The organism is Polyangiaceae bacterium (genome assembly GCA_015075635.1).
In the GTDB taxonomy this organism is placed as follows: Bacteria; Myxococcota_A; Polyangia; order Polyangiales; family Polyangiaceae; genus JADJKB01.
The window spans coordinates 167,550-186,788 of sequence record JABTUA010000002.1 but is presented as its reverse complement, the minus strand read 5'-3'; the positions used below and the strand labels follow the sequence as shown (position 1 = coordinate 186,788).

Annotated in this window: 20 protein-coding genes and 1 pseudogene; 13 read left to right on the top strand and 8 right to left on the bottom strand. The window is 70.9% G+C overall.

Annotated elements, in window-relative coordinates:
• Positions 1–3 precede the first annotated feature (3 nt).
• From HS104_17125 to HS104_17110, 4 genes are all read left to right on the top strand, one after another.
• Positions 4–204: a hypothetical protein gene (locus HS104_17125; GenBank protein MBE7481689.1), complete on the top strand. Its 201-nt coding sequence runs from the start codon at positions 4–6 to the stop codon at positions 202–204.
• Positions 186–632 carry a hypothetical protein gene (locus HS104_17120; protein MBE7481688.1) on the top strand — a complete coding sequence of 149 codons (447 nt, stop codon included), beginning with the start codon at positions 186–188 and terminating at the stop codon, positions 630–632. The genes HS104_17125 and HS104_17120 overlap by 19 nt, the downstream gene beginning before the upstream one ends.
• Before the next feature lie 135 nt (positions 633–767).
• The gene (locus HS104_17115; protein ID MBE7481687.1) at positions 768–1,775 is read left to right on the top strand and encodes a hypothetical protein; all 1,008 of its coding nucleotides are present in this window, start codon (positions 768–770) and stop codon (positions 1,773–1,775) included.
• Positions 1,776–1,821: 46 nt separating this feature from the next.
• Positions 1,822–3,090 carry a sigma 54-interacting transcriptional regulator gene (locus HS104_17110; GenBank protein ID MBE7481686.1) on the top strand — a complete coding sequence of 423 codons (1,269 nt, stop codon included), beginning with the start codon at positions 1,822–1,824 and terminating at the stop codon, positions 3,088–3,090.
• Between the two features lie 4 nt (positions 3,091–3,094).
• Here the strand turns inward: HS104_17110 and HS104_17105 are convergent, their stop codons facing one another.
• Both HS104_17105 and HS104_17100 read right to left on the bottom strand, forming a co-directional pair.
• The gene (locus tag HS104_17105) at positions 3,095–4,984 is read right to left on the bottom strand and encodes an SUMF1/EgtB/PvdO family nonheme iron enzyme (GenBank protein MBE7481685.1); all 1,890 of its coding nucleotides are present in this window, start codon (positions 4,982–4,984) and stop codon (positions 3,095–3,097) included.
• A gap of 24 nt (positions 4,985–5,008) precedes the next feature.
• The gene (locus HS104_17100) at positions 5,009–5,911 is read right to left on the bottom strand and encodes a LysR family transcriptional regulator (protein MBE7481684.1); all 903 of its coding nucleotides are present in this window, start codon (positions 5,909–5,911) and stop codon (positions 5,009–5,011) included.
• Between the two features lie 65 nt (positions 5,912–5,976).
• Here HS104_17100 and HS104_17095 point away from each other — a divergent pair, with 65 nt between their 5' ends.
• Positions 5,977–6,975, top strand: coding sequence for an MBL fold metallo-hydrolase (locus tag HS104_17095; GenBank protein ID MBE7481683.1), 999 nt, complete (start codon positions 5,977–5,979; stop codon positions 6,973–6,975).
• Here HS104_17095 and HS104_17090 read toward each other — a convergent pair.
• Positions 6,972–8,024: a hypothetical protein gene (locus tag HS104_17090; GenBank protein MBE7481682.1), complete on the bottom strand. Its 1,053-nt coding sequence runs from the start codon at positions 8,022–8,024 to the stop codon at positions 6,972–6,974. The genes HS104_17095 and HS104_17090 overlap by 4 nt on opposite strands.
• A 9-nt stretch (positions 8,025–8,033) precedes the next feature.
• Entirely contained in the window at positions 8,034–9,185 is a 1,152-nt protein-coding gene (locus HS104_17085; GenBank protein MBE7481681.1) for an SH3 domain-containing protein, read from the bottom strand.
• 211 nt (positions 9,186–9,396) lie between these two features.
• Here HS104_17085 and HS104_17080 point away from each other — a divergent pair, with 211 nt between their 5' ends.
• From HS104_17080 to hflC, 5 genes are all read left to right on the top strand, one after another.
• The gene (locus HS104_17080) at positions 9,397–10,530 is read left to right on the top strand and encodes a hypothetical protein (GenBank protein ID MBE7481680.1); all 1,134 of its coding nucleotides are present in this window, start codon (positions 9,397–9,399) and stop codon (positions 10,528–10,530) included.
• 33 nt (positions 10,531–10,563) lie between these two features.
• Complete coding sequence (locus tag HS104_17075) at positions 10,564–11,625, top strand: hypothetical protein (GenBank protein MBE7481679.1); 1,062 nt, start codon at positions 10,564–10,566, stop codon at positions 11,623–11,625.
• A gap of 31 nt (positions 11,626–11,656) precedes the next feature.
• Complete coding sequence (locus tag HS104_17070; protein ID MBE7481678.1) at positions 11,657–12,757, top strand: PQQ-like beta-propeller repeat protein; 1,101 nt, start codon at positions 11,657–11,659, stop codon at positions 12,755–12,757.
• A gap of 72 nt (positions 12,758–12,829) precedes the next feature.
• Entirely contained in the window at positions 12,830–13,834 is a 1,005-nt protein-coding gene (hflK, locus tag HS104_17065; protein MBE7481677.1) for an FtsH protease activity modulator HflK, read from the top strand.
• A complete protein-coding gene (hflC, locus tag HS104_17060) occupies positions 13,831–14,682 on the top strand; it encodes a protease modulator HflC (protein MBE7481676.1) in 852 nt (283 codons plus the stop codon). The genes hflK and hflC overlap by 4 nt, the downstream gene beginning before the upstream one ends.
• A gap of 10 nt (positions 14,683–14,692) precedes the next feature.
• Here the strand turns inward: hflC and HS104_17055 are convergent, their stop codons facing one another.
• The 4 genes and pseudogenes from HS104_17055 to HS104_17040 all read right to left on the bottom strand — a co-directional run bounded on the left by HS104_17055 (position 14,693) and on the right by HS104_17040 (position 17,255).
• On the bottom strand, positions 14,693–15,466 hold the full coding sequence (locus HS104_17055) for a hypothetical protein (GenBank protein ID MBE7481675.1): 774 nt from the start codon (positions 15,464–15,466) through the stop codon (positions 14,693–14,695).
• A 134-nt stretch (positions 15,467–15,600) separates the two neighbouring features.
• Entirely contained in the window at positions 15,601–16,746 is a 1,146-nt protein-coding gene (locus HS104_17050) for a sigma-70 family RNA polymerase sigma factor (GenBank protein MBE7481674.1), read from the bottom strand.
• A gap of 6 nt (positions 16,747–16,752) precedes the next feature.
• A pseudogene (locus HS104_17045) lies at positions 16,753–16,893 on the bottom strand (hypothetical protein).
• Positions 16,890–17,255, bottom strand: a complete 366-nt coding sequence (locus tag HS104_17040; protein MBE7481673.1) for a hypothetical protein — start codon at positions 17,253–17,255, stop codon at positions 16,890–16,892. The pseudogene HS104_17045 and the gene HS104_17040 overlap by 4 nt, the downstream one beginning before the upstream one ends.
• A gap of 167 nt (positions 17,256–17,422) precedes the next feature.
• Here HS104_17040 and HS104_17035 point away from each other — a divergent pair, with 167 nt between their 5' ends.
• The 3 genes from HS104_17035 to HS104_17025 all read left to right on the top strand — a co-directional run bounded on the left by HS104_17035 (position 17,423) and on the right by HS104_17025 (position 19,217).
• Positions 17,423–17,767, top strand: coding sequence for a hypothetical protein (locus HS104_17035; protein MBE7481672.1), 345 nt, complete (start codon positions 17,423–17,425; stop codon positions 17,765–17,767).
• A 29-nt stretch (positions 17,768–17,796) separates the two neighbouring features.
• Positions 17,797–18,768 (top strand): creatininase family protein, encoded by a 972-nt coding sequence (locus HS104_17030; protein MBE7481671.1) that lies wholly within the window; start codon positions 17,797–17,799, stop codon positions 18,766–18,768.
• 89 nt (positions 18,769–18,857) lie between these two features.
• Positions 18,858–19,217, top strand: coding sequence for a DUF4398 domain-containing protein (locus HS104_17025; protein MBE7481670.1), 360 nt, complete (start codon positions 18,858–18,860; stop codon positions 19,215–19,217).
• Positions 19,218–19,239: the final 22 nt, after the last annotated feature.

The window sequence follows — 19,239 nt, the reverse complement described above, 5'->3', positions numbered from 1 at the left end:
ACGATGTCTCGAGTCGTGATCGCGTCATTGGCGCTGGCCGTTTGTCTCATGGCGGGCGGCTGCAAGAGCCAGGTCGAGAAGTGCATGGAGACCACCAAGCAGCGCTACGAGCGCGAGGTAGCCGCCTGCAAAGACGACGCCTGCAAAGCACAGGCGGCCAAGGACATGAGCGACTGGATGGAGGCGTGCCGGTCGGCGAAGTGAACGAGCCGGCCAAGAAGGGGCGCTTCAGCGCGCGCTGGGCGCTGATGACGGCTGGCGGCACGCTCGCGCTGTGCGGCGTGCTCTACGCCTGCTCGGTCCCTCCGCGTCGAGAGCTGGATGCCTACACCGAGCACCTTCGCGCGCAGGGCCAGCCCGCCTACCCGCTGGAAGCCACCGATCCCGACGACGCACAGCGGACGCTGGAAGCGCTGCGGCGCAGCACGGGGTACTGGACGCTGAACTATCGCAGTCGGCGCAGCGGGGGGGAGTACTCTCGCGCCTGCCTGTTCGTACGCGTCAACCTGCCCGAAGGCGGGCGCTTCATGGATGTGGCGCTCGAAGAAGCAGGTGGCGGGTGGAAGGTGCGCGATCTCTCGTTCGAGCGGGACTGTGCCAGCGAGAAGCGAGGCGACATGCGTCTGCACTGAGTGATCGCGATCCGCGCCCCGGCGATCCGCGCCGATCGCGATCGTCTCGGAGGCTGAAATAGTGCTGTAATTTCGTGCTAGTCGAGGGCGGCACGACGGCTGCAGAGGGTCCTCTCGAAGGAGAACCCGAAGCCCATGTCGACCACCGAGACGTCCGTTGCCCTGTCCCTTGCCGAGCTCACCCGCATCGAAGAGGAGCGCATCGATCACGAGCGCGCCGAGCGGGCGCGCGCTCGCGCCGAGCGGGCGCGCTGCGAGCGCGCCGAGCAGGAGCGAGCCGCCGCAGAGCAAGAGGCGCGAGCCCGGGCGGAGGCGTCGGCGCTGGCCCAGCGCGCTTCGGACGAGGCCGCCCAGCGAGCCCGAGTCGAAGCGCGCGAGCGCGCCGCGGCGGACGTGGCGAGGATCGAGGCGGAGGCTCGCGTGCGTCTCGAGGCCGACAACGCGGTGCGCGCGCACGAGCTGGCGGCGTTGCGCGTGCGTCGAGAGACCGGACGGCGTACCCGCGAGATCGTCCTCGGGGCGGCGCTGGCCGTGGTGGTCGCGTCGGCCGGGTTCGGCGCGTGGGACGCGAGCGCGCGAGTCTCGGAGCACGAGCGCGCGGGGCAGGAGCTGCGCGAGCGCGAGCGGGCGCTGCTGCGCGAGCGCGACGACGCCAAGCGCGCCGAGCACGGCTCCCTCGAGCGTCGCCACGCCGCGTTGCTCGCCCGCGCTCGCTCGGCTGACGCGAAGGCGGAGAAGGGGACGGTCGAAGCAGCGCGCGCGGGCCTCGACGCGCGCTCGCCGAGCCACGCCGGGCTGCGGGCCTTGGCCGAGTCGCTCGATGCGCTGGAGGCGCGCCTCGACACGCTGGACGAGCTCGCCGGCCTCGACCGGCGCCACGCGGATCTCGCGGCATGGGCCAGCTCGGCCCGGCGCACGAAGCGGCTCGAAGCCGTGAAGGTCGCCGCCCGCGCCGCGAAGGCCGACAACGCCGGCGCCGCGGCGCTGGCAACCTACGAGCGCACGCTGGACCAGCTCAGCGTCGATCTGGGTGAACGGGCCGGCGTCGCGGGCGGCGCGGGGACCGTTCAGCTCGCGGACTCGAAGGGGACGTGCCAGGAGGGCGACCCCGGATGCGGCCTCGACGGCAAGCCGGTGTTCTGAGCCTGACTTCCTCGGCGCGCGCCGCCATGGCAACCTCTGGGCGAGCATGTCCGGCGACGCGTCGAGCACCGTCGAGCACCGGGGACCGTCGCCTCCCAAGACCGGGCCTCGCAGAGCGGCGCTGGTGTGCGCGTATCCGCGAGCGCTGGCGCTGGCGGTGCCGGACTCCGGCAGCGTCGTCGGGCGAGACTGGCTGCAGAAGCACGGGCTCGCCGACACCGAGGTCTCCGGCGCGCACCTCGAGGTCAGCCGTGCCGGCGGCGTCTTGCGCGTCGCGGACGCGGGCTCGCGCAACGGGACCTGGGTCAACGGCCACCGGCTGAACCCGCGCGACCAGACGCCCATGGACGACGGCGCCACGCTGCGCATCGGCCGCACGCTGTTCGTATACCGCGACAAGCTCACGGGCTCACTCGAGCCCGCCCCGCCCGTGGGCGAGCTGGTCGGACCCTACGGGCTGCGCACGCTCGCCGGGGCCATCGACGGCCTGGCGAAGACGCGAGCGGGCAACGTGCTCGTGCACGGCGAGACGGGCACGGGAAAGGAGCTGGTGGCGCGGGCGGTCGCGCGGGCCTTCGGGCGCGAGAAGCGGCTGGGCGCCGTCAACGTGGCCGGCGTGGCACGCGGCGTCTTCGAGTCGCAGATGTTCGGGCACGTCGCCGGCGCCTTCTCCGATGCCAGGACGGCGGCGCCCGGCATCGTCGTGGCGCACGACGGTGGCGCGGTCTTCCTCGACGAAATCGGCGAGCTCGACCTGGACCTTCAGGCGAAGCTCCTGCGCCTGCTCGAGAACCGCGAGGTGCTGCCCGTCGGCGCCGAGCGCCCGGTGAGCGTGGACGTTCTGTTCATCGCGGCGACCAACCGCGAGCTCGAGGGCATGGTGGAGCGAGGCGAGTTCCGGCGCGACCTCCTGGCCCGGCTCGCCATGACGACCCTCGAGGTGCCGGCGCTGCGCGACCGGAGCGAGGACCTGTTCAGCATCGTTCAAGAGCTCTGGCGACGAGCGGACGTGCCGGCGCCGCCGCTCGACCAGATCGAGGTGGAGGCCGTCGAGCGCCTGCTGCTCGAGCCATGGCCGAGCAACGTGCGGGAGCTCGACGCGGTGCTCGCCGCGGTGCGGCGCGTCGATCGCGAGCCGGGCTTGCGCCTGTGGGCGCTCGCGGAGGTGCTCGGCGAGCGCGGCGACGACAGGCCCGCGCTCACCCGCGAGGTCGTCGACGCCGCGGTCGCGGCTCAGGCGGGCAACGTGACGAAGGCCGCAGAGAAGCTCGGCGTCTCGCGGGGCAAGCTGCTCCGGATGCTGAAGAAGAGCTGACGGGTCACAGCGATTTCGCGCAGCGGAAGCCGACGCTCCAGCTGCGCGCCGACGGGGCGCTGGGCAGGCGGCGTGCCGCACGCACGTCCCGGCTCTCGACGGTGTCCCAACCTCCGCCGCGGATCACCCGGCGCGAGTCGCCGCAATCGGGGGAGTCGTAGCGGCAGTAGTGGCTGCTGGTCCACTCCCAGACGTTGCCGGCCAGGTCCAGCACGCCGCTCGGAGTGGCTCCTGCTCTGCGAGAGCCCACCGGTGCCGTCGCGGGAGCCGAGTCGTCGTCCTCGTACAAGCGCGGCCAAGGCCCGCGTCCGGTCTTCGCGAGCTCCTCGCTCAACATGCGGCTGCACTCCGCACCGCAGGCGTTGACGCGCTCTCCCGACGGCGCCGCCTCGCCCCAGGGATAGGTGCTGCCAGCGTTGCCGCGGGCGGCGAGCTCCCACTCGGCCTCGGTCGGGAGCCGCGCTCCGCGCGCCTCGCAGTAGGCGCTGGCACGCTCCCAATCGATGCAGTTCATGGGGTGCTCGGGGCGGTCGGCTCGATTGCAGTGCTTGCTCCAGAAGGCCACGCCGTTGGGCGTGAGCCCCTCGCCTTGCACCGTGCCGAGCGGGCGTTCGCAGGACTTGCAGCCCAGATAGTCGCCCACCGTCACCTCGGTCTCGTCCAGGCAGAACGGCTCGAGCTGCACCGACTGCGGAGGGGTCTCGTCGCTCGGGGTCTCGCCCTCCGCCGGCGAGCCCAGCCGGAACGCCGCGCCGTCGATGCGCTTCATGCCCGCCGGACAACTCGCCGAGCGGGCACCGAGCCGGGAAGCGGCGACGCCGCCACCGAGCGCGGCCACTGCGACCAGTGACGCCGCAAGCGCGACGCGCCGGGGGCTCGCTCGCCGCTTGATGGCGAGCGGAGCGTGGCTCTCGGTCCGCTCCGCGGGGCCGACCTGGAGCAATGGCGCCTCGACCGTGGTAGCGAAGGCCGCCGGCGGTGAGGGCCGAGGCGCGTCGCTCGGCGCCTCGTCTCGTTCGGGATGGCTCAGCGCCTCGTAGGCGGCGACCATTTCCCGGGCAGACTGGAAGCGCTCGTCGGGCTCGACGGCGAGCGCCTTCGCGAGCCAGTCGTCGACGGACTTGGGCAAGTCCTTGCGCAGCTCGCTCGCGGGCGTGTACTTGCCTTCGAGCACGGCGGAGCCCACCGCGACGAACGAGCTGCCCTGAAACGGTCGCCTGCCGGTCAGGGCCTCGTAGACGATGACGGCCAGGGACCAGAGGTCCGCACGCAGGTCGACCCGACGGCTGCCCTCGATCTGCTCGGGGCTCATGTACGGAGGCGAGCCCACGATGGCCCCGGTCTCCGTGAGCGCGTGGCTGGCCCCCGGCACCTGCGAGTCCCCGAGGAGCTTGGCGATGCCGAAGTCCAGGACCTTCACGAAGAGCGGCTCGTCCGGGCTCTTCTGCACGATGAAGACGTTGTGCGGCTTGATGTCGCGGTGCACGACGCCGCGCTCGTGCGCGCTGGCGAGGGCGCCGCCCACCTGCTGCACGAGCAACACCGTGGTGGCGAAGCTGAGGCGACCACCGCTCTCGAGGAGCTCGGCCAGCGAGAACCCCTCCAGGAGCTCCATCACGATGTACGGCAGCGCGCCATCCAGCGTGCCGAAGTCCATCACCCGAACCACGTTCGGGTGCTCGATGCGCGCGGTGGCCTTCGCCTCCAGCTCGAAGCGCGCGACGAGCGCCGGATCGGCGGCGACGCGCTCGGGGCGGATCAGCTTCACCGCGACGTCGCGCTCGAGCGCCTCGTGCCGCGCGGCCCACACCACCCCCATCCCGCCCTGACCCAGGGGGCGGAGCAGGCGCAGCTTCCCCGCGAGCACGCTGCCGGCGCGGATCTCCTGGGCCACGGCGCGAGTGTACCGCGGGGGCAGCTAGCCGCGCTTCCGCGGCCTCCGGGAGGTGTCCGCGCGCGCGAGCTCCCGCGAGAGCCAGTCGGCGACCGCCCCCACGCGCGGGATGGCGAGGGCGCTCTTGGCTGCGACCAGTTGCATGCTGCTGGGCACCGGCGGCAGATCCACGTGCAGCTCGACCAGGCTGGTCTCGCGGCTGAAGCGATGCCGGACGCGACCCAGGAAGATGGCGCCGAGCCCCGCCTCGGCGGCGCTGAGCTGCACCAAGAAGTCGTCCGAGGCGAAGACCGGCCGGAAGCCAGGGATCAGTCGGGCGAGCTCCGGGTTGGGCGAGAGGTGGTCCAGGGGCGGCGCCCAGCCGATCCAGTCGACGTCCGCCAGCTTGGCGCGGCGCGGGAGCTTCGCGGCGTACTCCCGGGACGCGAACGGCACGGCGTCGAAGTGAATGGAGGCGACGGTGACGAGATCGCGCTGCGTCGCCACCTGGGTGCGCAGCGCGAGGTCGGCCTCGCGCCTCGACAGATCCAGGTAACTGACGGTCGAGATCACCTCCAAGCGGATCCCGGGCAGCTCGCTGCGAAGCGCGGCGGCGGCGGGCGCGAGCACGTCGGCGGCCACACCCGGTGGCGCGGTGACCCGGACCACTCCGCGCGGCTCGGCGTCCACGCTCTCCGCCGTTCGCTCGACCACGGCCGCCCACTCGGCCATGTGCTTGGCGGGCTGGAGCAGGTGCTCGGCGAAGCTGGTGAGCGTGGCGCCCTCCGCCCCGCGAGCGAAGAGCGGCTCCCCGAGGCGCGCCTCGAGATCGGCCAGGCGGCGGCTGACCGTGGGTTGGGTGGTGCGCAAGCTGCGCGCGGCAGCGCTCAGGCTCCCCGACTCGGCGACCGCCAGGAAGAGCCGGACTTCGTCCCAGTCGATATGCATCGGCGTATGGTACCATGCGTAAGTGACCAGTAGCCATGCGCCCAGGCAGACCTCAGACTGCCGGCATGACCCTGACTCGAAAGCGAAAGCTGCTGCTCGCCACCGCTCTGCCCCTCGCGCTCGCCGCCGGGCTCGCCAGCGTCGGCGTCCGCCCCACCAGCCATCCGGTCGAGGCCGCGACCCTGGGCACGACCTCGTCCACCTCTCGGCTCGAGCAGGTCCTGGGCACGCCGGGACCGGTCGTGGTGGAGACGGTCAAAGCGGCCGACTGGGAGATCACCCGCGCCGGCCTCCTCAACCTGGACCACGAGAAAGCTCGGACCGCGGGCCTCGAAGACGGCCCGGAGCCGATCCAGATCTTCTTCCACGCGCTGCGCCACCCCGAGCGGGGCCTCTACCTGGTGGACACCGGGATCGAGCGCGCGCTCCGTGACGCCCCCGAGCGCGCCGCGTTGCGCGGCATCGCGGCCAAGGTGATGAACGTCGACAAGATGCGCTTCGCGACCGACACCGCGAGCTGGCTCGCTCGGCAGCCGGAGCCGCTCGCCGGGGTGCTGCTCACGCACCTGCACCTCGATCACCTCTCGGGGCTTCCGGACGTGCCCCGCGGGACGCCGCTCTACGCCGGACCGGGGGAGACGCGGGAGCGCGCGTTCCTCAACGTGTTCGTGCAGCCCGTCATCGATCGGACCCTGGCCGGGCATGCCCCGCTCCGCGAGCTTCGGTTCCAAGCCGATCCGAGCGGGGTCTTCGCGGGTGTGCTCGACCTGTTCGGCGACCAGAGCCTGTTCGCGCTGCTGGTTCCGGGCCACACCGCGGGCAGCACGGCGTACCTGGCCCGCACGCCGGACGGCCCGGTGCTCTTGGTCGGCGACGCCTGCCACACGGCCTGGGGGTGGGAGCACGGCGTCGAGCCCGGGACGTTCTCCCGGGACCGCGCAGAGAGCGCGCTGAGCCTCGAACGCCTGCGGGTCTTCGCCGAGAAGCACCCGGAGGTCGAGGTGCGGCTGGGCCACCAGGTGCTGCCCGCCGAGCCGCGCGCCGTTGGTGCGGCCTCACGCTAGTGGCAGTCGTATCGCGTGTAGCTCACGCCCTCTTCCGAGCGCAGCGCCTGGATCACGCCGCCGTCGTCCAGCACCACGAAGTCGCGCATCGACTCCTCGGGTAGCGTGTTGGCCGGGAGGCTCGCGCTGCCCGCGGGCGCGCCGCTGGCGCCGTCGAGGCAGTACAGCACGACCTCGCCGCCGCTGATCTCGGCGGCGAAGTAGATGGTGCCGCGCTTGTCGCTGTCGAGGAGCGCGATCATGTGTACCGCCGACGGCAGCGCGAGCTCGCGCGTGAAGCGGTGCGCGAGCTTGCTCCGGTCCATGGACGTCACGTAGACGCGACCGGCCGGCGCCTCGATGATGCCGGCCTTCAGCAAGGACTTGCCGTCGCGGCTCGGGCGGCCGGGCAGCTCGCTGCGCGGCGACGCCGGGACGCCGGAGAGATTGCCGATCTTCACCAGCGGACCGTGCTCGCGCTCCACGTACACGTCCTCGCCGTCCACGAACACTCCGGTGACGCTGCCCGGGTCGGCGACGCCTTCGCCTTCGAGCGGCAGCTTGCCGCGGGACTTCCCCGACTCGTCGTAGATACTGACGGCCTTGTCGCGGTGGCGGTCGAGCACCGCGCTCTCACCGCGCGGGCCGACGGCCACGTCCTCGGGGTTCACCACGTCGATGGGGAACGTCTGGTCGGGCTCCCCGCTGTCGCCGCGGCGTACCAGGCGCCCGTTGACGCCGTCGAGCACGGTCAGGCGCCCGCGCGAGTCCGCCGCGAAGCTCATCGGCCCCACCGGGTTTCCTTCCTGTGGCCGCTCGCGCCCGAGCTCACCCGGGCCGCCACCCCAGCGGGCGAAGAACGTGGGCCCGCCGCTCGGCTTCGGTGCCTCGTCGTCCGCCGCGGGCCGGAGCGCCGGCTGCGCCGGCGCGCGCGCCGCGGGCGCGGGAGCAGCGGCGGTCGGGGAGGCGACTTCGGGTGTGCCCTTGCCGTGGGACGAGGTGGTGCGGAACCAGAGCGCGGCGACGACGGCCAGCACCACGAGCGAGGCGAAGAGCACGCGCTTGTTCATGACCGTTCCTCAGTACCCCTTGCGGCGGATCGCATGATACGCGCTCGTCGCCGTGCGGTAACCCTTCACGCATCCCGCCGAGCAGCCCTTGCACTCGTAGGCGTACATCGAGCCCCAGCCGTCGCCGCTCGAGTAGACGAAGATGTGACCGGCGCCGTTGCTCCGATACACGAAGGCGTCGGCCTGCTTGACGTTGCCCTTCGAGACGGTGGACCACTGGCTGCCGTCGACGTCGAAGTCGGCAGTGCTGTACGGGTGGCTGTCGACCGTGATGTCGGTGTTGCTGGCCGGCACCTGCCAGACTTTGGCGACGAAGCCCGAGCAGTCGCCGCCGTAGCTCCCGCTGTGCGAGCAGTTCGGGCAGGAGCCCGAGCAAGAGCCGGCGTTGCCCTTCGGTCCGCCGTTCGCGAAGCGCCCGTGGCCCCACCAGTACGAGAAGCCGACGGCGGACTCGGCGCGCGACATCGCCGCCGCGATGGTGGGATTGCTCCCCGTCGCGCCGCCGCTGCCGCCGCTGCCGCCGCTGCCACCGCTCGCGCCGCCGCTGCCGGTCGCGCCGCCGCTGCCACCCGATCCGCCGCTGCCGCCGGTGCCCGTCGAGCTGACCGAGAAGTACTTGCTCGAGCTCCAGCCGACCTTGCCGGAGTAGTCCACGTTGTAGAAACCGTTCTGCGCCGCGGAGGCCACCAGCGTGACCTTGGCGCCGGCGCTGACGACGTCGATCACCCCGTTCGACGTCGAGGGCCCGCTGCGCAGGTTGACGTCACCGGTCGCGCTGAGGACCGTGCCGACGGGGAGCGCGCCCGAAGCGCTGCCGGTCGGCTCCAGGTACGAGCCCGCGCACCAGCCCAGCGTGCCGCCGTGCTTGACCTGGTAGAAGCCGTTCTTCGGCGTGGAGGCCGCGACCGTCACCTGCGAGCCTTTGGCGACGACGTGCAGCACGCTGTTCGAAGTCGACGGTCCCGAGCGCAGGTTGACGTTGCCGGTCGTCTTGAGCTGCGTGCCTACCGGGACGGCGCCGGACAGCCCCTCGCCTGCTGCGACGGGATCTTCGCTGAGCTCCTGTGACTCCGCGGGCGGCGTGGCCGGCGCGCAAGCGGGGACGCCGCACGCTGCGGCAGACAGGACGAGGACCGCGAGGGAGAGTCTCTGCTTGAACATGGCAGCTCGCACCAAGCACGACGCGTGCCGCCACTCGCGCACGGCCCCGGGGTCGACTTCGCTCGGATTTCGCGATTGTGGGAAAATGTAGGCAATCAGCGGCGCATCCGGACGGCGTCCGGAATATCTGGACGGACCGGGACGAGCGTCGCGCGTCTCCCGCGAGATCTCCGAGAGAATGCGCTGGACGCGATCTTGCTAGGTCCGATGCGTGGCGCTCCGAGCCCTGTTCGCAGCCTTCCTGGCCCTGACCTTGGCCCTCGCCTGTAGCGCCGCCGACTCGTCCGAGAGCGGCGTCTCGGCGCTCGGGAGCGAGCTCACGGTCGGAGGTTGCCAATGTGTGTCGTCCGGGACCTGCGCTCAGCTCAGCTACTCGGACGTGCCCGCGGACGGCAAGTACGTCATCACCACCTTTGGCGGAGGCTCCGACACCCAGCCCATGTCCTGTGGCGGCAACGCCGACGGCACCTGGGCGTACGTGGCGGACCGCGCGCGCTTCCCCTGCGGGACCAAGCTCCTGGTCGAAGCGAAGGGAAAGCACTGCGTGGCGCAGGTGGCCGACTGCGGCCCCAATCGCTGCGTGGAGCAAGCCGCCGCGGGCTCGTGCAACGCGCACGTGCCGGTGCTGGATGCGAGCCCGCTCATCACCAAGCACCTGCTCGGGTTCAGTCAGACCGGGTGGAGCGACAAGCTGACCGTGGTCGCGACTCCCATCGACCCGAGCTCCGTGGTGGGCTGTCCAGGCGTTCCGGTCACGGCGCCGGCGAGCCCGCCGCCCGCTTGCGTCCCACCGAGCTGTGCGGATTGCGGCGACTGCGTCGCGCAGTGCACGTGTCAGGGCGGTGACCTCGCGTCGTGCAACGCTCAGTGCACGTCTGGAAGCGGTGGAGCTTACGGAGGGACCGGGGGTTCGGCCGGCGCAGGTGGCAGCGATCCGGGCAAGGCCGACAACGGAGACAACGGGGTTGACGGCGAGGGGAGCTGCTCGGCTCCCGCTTGCGACGGCTGCACCACTTGCTTCGACCAGTGCCAGTGCGCCGGCACCGACGCAGCGACCTGCGCCGACCTCTGCGACGAGAGCGATCAGCCCGACAGCAGCTGCCCGGGGGACTGCTTCTCGACCTGTAGCTGCCAAGGCTACGATCAGGCGGCGTGCGCCGAGATGTGCGGCGCCCCCATCAGCAAGGTGACGGCGATGTCGGACGACTCCGGCGCGAAGAATTCCTGCGCCGCGAGCGTGGTCGGCGCGCGCGGCCGCGGCCGGGGCACGGACAGCGTGCTGTTCTTGGCGCTGCTCGCGCTAGGGACCCTGGTGCGCAGAGCTCGCAGACAGTGCGTTCCGTAGGCACGAGCAGGCAGCTGCGGCAGACTGCCGCCCATGGCTCGGCTCGCGGTCACCCCCTGTACGACCTGCGGCGCGCCGCTGAGCCATGACCCGGCCGTGGCTCTCGAGATCACGTGCCCCTACTGCAAGCGCGTGACGCGCTGGGAACCAACCGCCGAACCCAAGCCTGCGGACGGACGCGGGGTGGGGTTCGCGCTCGCCGCCATGCTCGCGGGTATCGTGCTGGTGATCGTGCTGGGGACCACCGTCGACTGGCTCAGGAACCGGGACGACTCCGACCGGGTCGTGCGCTTGCAGGCCCCCGAGGCGGCCACCGACGTCTTCGTCACGCGGGCGACGCTGGCGCCGGACGGCGCGCTCTGGATGGCGTGTCGCAGCGAGCTCCTGTGCCACTTCGCGAGCGACGGCACCTGGCTCGGGTCCGTGTCCTTGCCGACCCCGGAGCCCGACGACTTCGTCAACTCGGCCCGGACCGGCGTGACATGGGGGCTCGCCGCCGATCGCGCCGGTCGCCTGTACGTGAGCCACGGCCGTGCGCTCCTCGAGGTGTCGATGGCCACGCGGGTCATCGCGGGCCGGTCCGCGCTGCTGTCCGGCGACGAGCACGCGACGTGTCTCGCGGTCGGGGCGGACGACGCGCTCTGGCTCATGACCAGCGGGGACGACCTCGTGAGCTTCGGGGCCGACCGCAAGCCGCGCGTACGCTGGAAGCAACCGCTCACGGGGGTCGATCCGCGGCACCACGGCTGCGACAGCCTGGCGCTGGACGGGCAAGGGCAGGTGTACGTGACGCCTCAGCAGGAGCCGGCCATCTACGTGTTCTCTCCCGAGGGTAAGCTGCTCCGCCGGCACGCTCCGGGTGGCCCGGCCAACTACACCGGGCTCCTGCCGCTCTCGGACGGGAAGGTCCTCGTCGGCTACTACTACGAGCTCTTGCTCTTCGACGCGGCTTTCCGGCCGCTGCCCGGGCCGAAGCTGCCCCGCGACAGCTGGGGCTTCGTCACCGACCTGGTCGAGACCCACGATCGGTCCGTGCTCGTCATGACCCAGCTCGGCTTCCTGGCGCGCTGGGGGAAGGCTGGCCGGAAGTGGTAGACAGCTCGTCCGTCGAGCGAGGGTGCTGAGCATGCCCCGGCGTGTTTCCGTCCAGTGTCCCGTGTGCGGCGCGCCGCTCCAGATGGATGCACGCGCTGCCTCGGCGCTCTGCGCTCACTGCCACACGCGGTCACGAGTCGAGCGCGTCACCTCCGCCGCTGGCGCCGCTGCCGCGGGCGGAGAGCCCGTCATTCGTGTCGTCGTGCGAACGGGCTTCCGCTTCGTCGGGATCGGCATCGGCGTCGCCGTCGCCGGCGCGCTGCTCGTCGTGGGTGGGCTCCTGGCGAGCAGCCTCGTTTCGTCCCCGAGCGACGAGATGGCGAAACAAGCCGAGCTCGTGGTCGATCTGAGCGCACAGGCGCGGCGCCTCGACAGCTACCACGCCGTCGCGCGGCTGGCCGACGGCACCATCGTCGTGGGGTCACTCGCCGGCAGGCTCGTGTACCTGGACGCATTGGGTCAGCCTCGCGCCCAGATCGAGCTTCCGCTGCCGAAACGCGAGGCACAGCTCGGCGGGCTGGCCAGCGCTGGTGCTCGGGGGCTGTTCGCCAGCTTCGGGGGCGCCATCTACCGCGTCGAAGGGCAGGGTGAGCGCGTCGGTCCAGCGCTCCCCAGCGAGACCGACGCGCGGGTCTACGGCGCAATCGCCAGCGACGCGAGCGGTGCGCTCTACGCGCTCACCGCGAGCGGAGAGTTGGCGTTGCTCGGTGCCGACGCGCGCCCAGTCCAGAGCTGGCAGCTCCGCCTGCCGCCGGAGGTCCACCCGCCCTCGGTGCGCGGGCTCGCCGTCGCGCCCGATGGTCGAGTGGCGATCTCCGAGCCCCATGGCAAGCGCATTTGGGTGTTCGACACCAAGCTCGTGACGCTCGAGTCGATCCAGGTGCGCTGGAGCTCGGCGCTCGAGTCGAGCCTGGCGTTCTGCGCCGACGGGCGGCTGGCGTTCGACGTGGACCGGCGGCTCCACTTGCTCTCGCTGGGCACCGGCGACGTCGTCAGGCCCGAGCTCGCGCGCCCCGGCTGGCTCACGTTCCACGCCCTCGCCTCGGACCCGTCCGGGGGCCTCGTCGCGCTGTCCGGCACGGGCACGCTCGTCTACTGGGGCGGAGCTCGGCTCGCGGCGAAGCGACGCTGACGGGACATGCGGCACGAGAATCGGTCCATTCCGGTTGCGGTCGGGCAGCGACGAGCCCATGAATGACCGACCATGCAGCATCATCCCATCGGCGACCCCGGTCAGGGCCCCGACATCGGGCAAGTCCTGGGTCAGGTTTCCGAGGCGTTCAGATCGCGCCTCAAGAGTATCGGTCCCATCGCGCTCGGGCTGCTCGTGCTGGTGATCGCGGCCACCGGCGTCTACAGCGTCGGGCCCGGCGAGCAGGGCGTCGTGCGCACCTTCGGCCGCGAGTCCGGCAAGACGGGGCCCGGTCTGCACTACCGCGTGCCCTTCGTGCAGAAGGTCAACGTGGTGAACCTGGAGCAGATCCGCCGCCTCGAGGTCGGATTCCGCGGCAACGACCCGGTCCCCGACGAAGCGCTGATGCTCACCGGCGACGAGAACATCGTCGAAGCCCAGATGATCATCCAGTTCCGCGTGACGGACCCGAGCAAGTACCTGTTCCGGATCAAGGATCCGGAGGAGGCCTTGAGGGCGACCGCCGAGGTTGCGCTCCGCAGCATGGTCGGGCGCACCAAGATCGACGAGGTCATCACGACCGGGCGCGAGAAGGTGCAGAGCGAGACCCGCGCCTGGCTCCAGAAGCTGATGGATGAGTACCAGAGCGGCATCAGCATCACCGAGGTGAAGCTCCAGACGGTGGACGCGCCGGACCAGGTCAAGGAGGCGTTCCACGACGTGGTGCGCGCGCGCGAGGAGAAGGAGAAGCTGATCAACCAGGCCAAGGGCTACCAGGCCGACATCATCCCCAGAGCTCGCGGCGAGGCGCGGAAGATGGAGCGCGAAGCGGAGGGTTACAAAGAGCAGCGCGTGCTCAGGGCCAACGGCGACGCGCAGAAGTTCGAGTCGGTCTACGCCGAATACGCCAAGGCCGAGCGAGTGACGCGACAGCGCCTGTACCTGGAGACCATGGAGCGGATCTTGGGCAAGATCGACAAGAAGGTGGTGGTCGACAAGGATCTCGCCAAGGGCGCGCTCCCGGTCCTCCAACTCGGTCCGCAGGGCGCCGCCGTCGCGGCAGGAGCGGCGAAATGAAGCTCGGCGTCATCGTGCTCGCCGTGGTGGCTTTCTTCGTGGGGTTGCAGAGCACCTTCGTCGTGGACGAGGGCGAGCTCGCCATCGTGACCCAGTTCGGCGAGTTCAAGCGCACCGTGGACTCGCCCGGCCTCTACTTCCGGACGCCGTTCGCCCAGACCGTGACGCGCATGGAGCGGCGCGTGATGGTGAGCGACACTGCACCCGCCGAGTACCTGTCGCTGGACAAGAAGCGGCTGTTGGCGGACCCGGTGACCCGCTGGCGCATCACGGACCCGATCGTCTTCTTCAAGACGGTGCACGACGAGAGCGGCGCCAAGGCTCGCCTCGACGACATCATCAACAGCGAGATGCGACGCGAGATCGCCAGCCGCGATTTCGGCGAGATCATCGGCAGCGAGCGCGAGCCGCTGATGCAGCGCGTGGCCGTCTCGACCCGGGTGCAGACCAAGGAGTTCGGGGTCGAGATCGTGGACGTGCGCATCAAGCGCGCGGATCTGCCCAAGGAGGTCCAGGAGAGCGTGTTCGCCCGCATGCGCGCCGAGCGCGATCGGGTCGCCAAGCAGTACCGCTCGGAGGGCGAGGAGGAGGCCGCCAAGATCCGCGCGGACTCCGACAAGGAAAAGACCATCTTGCTGGCGAAGGCCTACGAGACGTCGCAGAAGCTGCGAGGCGAAGGCGACGCAGAGAGCACGAAGATCTACGCGCAGGCCTTCGGCAAGTCGCCCGAGTTCTACTCCTTCGTCCGCAGCCTGGAGACCTACGAGAAGGCCCTTGGCGAGCAGTCGAGCCTGGTGCTCTCCACGGGCTCGGACCTGTTCCGCTACCTGGGGCAGCCGAAGGAGTGACAGCCGCGAATCAGTACGAGCCACGGGCCAGGCCGAGTACCACCAACACGAAGCCCGACGCCGCCACGCCCAGGAACACCAGCGTCAAGACCAGGGCCAGCTTGCCTTCGCTTCGGGTGAGCCGGCGCAGGTCCGGTTCGGAGTAGGTCGAGAGCACCAGCTCGTGAGCGACGCTCGAGCGCAGGACCAGCGTGCCGTCCGCTGCTCGCTCTCCCAGGCCGACCGCGAGCAGCCGCTCGCCAGGCGCGATCAGCTGCTCCTCCACCAGCAACGGCCGATCTCCTCCCACCTCCGCACGCATCCGGGCGTACAGCTCGTCGGACATCTGCGTGAGGCGGTACCGACCCTGGAGGGTGTCGCCGCCGAGATGTCCCGGGGCGTAGCGCGTGATGGGGACGACGACCCTCCCCCGCTCGGGCAAGATGCGCGCGCGCGATCCGAGCTGGTCATCGAGCCAGAACTCGCGGCGATCCTGGAGCGTCTTCTCCAGTGAGACGGTGCCGGCGGTGTCGTAGATCTCGGTCGAAAACACCACGGCCGGCCGCTCACTCGCTGGCGCGATGCTGGTGCCTTGCTCACTCGGCACCACGGTGCCTTCTAGCTCGACGAGCTTGCCGTGCGCGGCGCTCGCGATGGGAGTCGTCGGCGTGACGACCAGCAGGCGGTGCTCCTTCCGCGCGCGGAGCAGCTGGAGGAGCGCGATGACGGCGAGCGGCGTACCCACCCCGAGCAAGATGACGCCGAGCACCAGCATGCGGGTCCAGAACGTAAGCGTTGGGGTCACGCCGCGTCCAGGGGCTTCGAGCATCCCTCCATCGGCGCGCCTTGGCGGCGAAGGAGGCTCGCAATGACCCGACACGTCGAGGAAAAGAGATGGACTTCACGGGCATTGGCGCGGGCATCGGTGCTCCAGGCGCGCTAGCCGTCGAGCAACGTGCGACAGCGACGGGCCGCGCTGCGCACGCGCAGTCGGCTCAAGGCCTTGGACTCGATCTGGCGGATCCGTTCTCGCGTGACGGAGAAGCGCTGGCCCACCTCCTCGAGCGTGCTCTCACCGTGCTCGTCGACGCCGAAGCGCATGCACAACACCTTGGCTTCGCGCGGACTGAGCGTCTCGAGCAGCCGCTTGGTCTGCGCCGCGAGGGTCGCGCGCATCGCCGCATCGAGCGGCGATGCGGCCGCGCGGTCTTCGACGAAGTCGCCGAGCGTCGCGCCCTGATCCTCGCCCACCGGGGTCTCCAGGCTCAGGGGCTGTCGCGCGCTGGCTTGGGCCGCCTCCACCCGCCCGGCGTCGATGCCGAGCCTCTCGGCGATTTCCTGCGCCGAAGGCTCGCGTCCGAGCTCCTGGACCAGCCCGCGGCTCACTCGCGTGATGCGCCGCACCAGTTCGAAGACGTTCACCGGCACGCGAATCGTCTGCGATTGGTCGGCGATCGACCGCGCGATCGACTGGCGTACCCACCAGGTCGCGTAGGTGCTGAACTTGTAGCCGCGCCGGTAGTCGAATTTCTCCACCGCCCGCATCAACCCGATGTTGCCCTCCTGGATCAAATCCAGGAACGGCATGCCGGCGCTCGAGTAGCGCTTCGCGATGGATACCACCAGGCGCAGGTTGGCCTCGACCAGCTCGGCCGACGCACGCGACTTGAGCTGGCTCGCTTCCGTGGCGGTGGCTAGCGCGGCGCGCAGGCTCTCGGCTTCGGCACGGGCGGTCCGGCTTGGCTCGTCGCCCTCGTCGAGGCTCGTCAGGCGCGCGCGCAGCGCGCTGATCCATCCGTCCACGACGCCGGGTCGGAGATCGGCCCGAGTCAGCTCCACGAACATCCCGTCCTCGAGCTTGGTGGCGTCAGCCGCGCGATCGAGCAGGCTCTCGCGCTGGCCGAGGCGGAGTAGCTTCGCCCAGAGCCTGTCGAGGCGCTTGCGCTGGGCGGCTTCCCACGCGGGGTCGTCGTCGGAAGCCGAGCGCAAGATCTCCGAGAGGCGCGTCGCCGGATCCCGCGCGAGGGCGGCGAACGCGCGCACCTCGTCCCGGCCCTCCGGGCACTTCACCACCGCGCGGAGCATGGCGTGCTCGGCGACCTCGATGCGCTTCGCGATCTCGACCTCGCCTTCGCGGGTCAAGAGCGGCACGCGCCCGATGCGTTGCAGGTAGATCTCGAGGGGGTCGCCCGCGCTGCCGCGGGAACGCCTCGCCTGAGGGCCCGCGCTCACCCAGCCCCAAGAGCGTGCGTCTTCACGTCGTCGAGAACCGAGCTGAGCTCTGCGCCTGCCTCACCCGCCGCGAAGCCGGTGGCGCCGACCTTCTTTCGGTATCCGAGGTAAGCGGTCTCGAGTCGGCGCATCGCGTCCGTCAGGGCGACTACGCGCGCCGTGTCTCCGACGGAGCCCTTGAACACGCCAGCCGCGAGTCGGTCTGCAGTCCCCAGTCGCGCGACCAGGCTGGAGGCGCTCTTCTCCAGCGGCTCCGGCACCGCCTCCACCGCGTCCCAGCTGGCCAGTCGAAGCGTTGCCTCGAGCGACTCGACGAGCTCCGCCAGGGCCGTGCGGAAGACCACAATCCGTTTGTCCTTCATATTCGTCTGGGACTCGTAGCACCGAATCGGCCAAAGTTCGCTCAATTCACCGGTCGTCACGCCGTCGTGACCGGCGCGCTGGTTGCAGCAGCTCGCTCCGCGGCCTATACCTCTGGAGCATCGAGAGCCGGCTCGTCGTCCTTCCGGAGCCATCGAAGGAGGCGATCATGCGGAATCATCGACAAACCGAGGCGGAGCGCGAAGCCGGCCTCGCGGCGCGGATAACCACACAGTTCCGTGATCATCGCAGCATGGTCTACGAGCTCGACTGCGGCACCGCGAAGCTCGCGCTGACCATGTCGGACGCGCCGCCGCACGGCGGGCTCTGGCAGGCCGGAGCGAGCGTGCGGCATGCCGACTCTGCGCCGGCGCTCAGCGCCTCGGGGCCGAGCCGCGGCGAAGCGCTCAGCGCCGTCGCGGCAGAGTGGCAAAAATTGGGCGAGCGGGCCGGCTACCCGCACCTGGACTGGACGGCGATCCGCGCCGCGCTGGTCGCGGTCCGCGCCGTCTGAGCGGCGGCTTCTGCTAACGTGGCTGCACGTTGGAAGTCGTCCCGCTCCTCGATCTGCCGCACTCCGAGATGATGCGGCTCTTGGCCAGCGGCGCGCCGGTGTACCTGCCGGTCAACCCGGTCGAGTACCACGGCCCGCACCTGTCGCTGCACAACGATCACCTGATCAGCATGGCCCTGGCCCGCGACGCGCACCGCGTGCTCGGCAAGGAAGAGGGCTGGCCCATGCTGGTGGCGGCCAGCATCGAGGCCGGCGCGGAGCCCGCGGCTGGTCCTGGCACTCGGGTCACGCCCTACCCGCTGGTGAAGGCGCTGGTGGAGCGCGCCTGCTCCGCGCTCGCCGATCTGGGCGTGCGGCGCGTCGTCCTGGCGACCTTCCACGGCTCTCCGCTGCACGCCGTCGCGCTGGACGCCGGAGTGAGGCTGCTCGAGCGGCGAGGCGTGCGAGCGGTGCAGCCGCTCAACCTGCTGATGGACCGCTTGGTGCGGTTGGACGTGTCCGAGCTCGGCGACGCGCTCGCCGCCCTGTCGGACGAAGAACGGCACGCGGTGACGCAGCTCTTTCCCCAGGACTTCCACGCAGGCTTCTTCGAGACCTCGCTGGCGCTCCACTACGTTCCCGAGACCGTGTCGCCCATCTACCGCGAGTTGCCGCCGTGCCCGGAGATCGAGCCGAATGCTGCCGTCGAGCGCCTCTCGGCGTTGGCGCGGCGAGCGGGGCGAGCGCGCTTGTCGGACGAGCTGCACCTGGCGGCGCTCGGTCTCGGTTGGGCCGCGCTGCGTCCGTTCCCGGGCTACACCAGCATGCCTGCGCTAGCGCGCGCCGACGTCGGCGCGTCTCTCGCCGCGCGCATCATGGAAGACTACGTCGAGTGCGTGCGGAGCGTGTTCGCCGGCGCCCCCGGCCCGCGCCCGGTGCTCGGTTGGCTCAAGACCGTGACGCTCGGCGGCCGCATCCCGACGCTCGGCGTTCCGCCCGAAGAGGTCGCTCGGTTCGACTGAGCTCGGAGTTCTCGCCCGAGGGGGACTACCCCATTGTGCGCCCGCGCAATCCCCACCTATAGTCCTCTCGGACCCGCCAGGGAGGTGACATGTCTATCCGCGTCGTCTGTTTTGGCTTGGCGCTCGCCTTGTTCGGCGCCGCTTGCGGAGGAGCCGCCGCGCCGAACGAGCGCGTGACGTCGGCGACCGCTGCCGTACGCGCCGCGGAGGTGGCTGGCGCGCCGGGCAACCCCGAGGCCAACCTGATGTTGAAGCGCGCCAAGGAGGGGCTGGCGCGAGCCAAGGAGCTCATGAGCGCCGGCGACAACGAGGAAGCGAGCTGGGTCTTGCAGCGTGCGGAGGCGGACGCTGACCTGGCGCTGCACATGGCGCGCGAGGCCGCCGCCAAGGCGGAGGCGCAAGCGGCCGTCGATCAAGTGAAGGCCTTCAAGGCGAAGGCGAACGAGTAGGCAGGGCGAGGAGGAGCAGCAG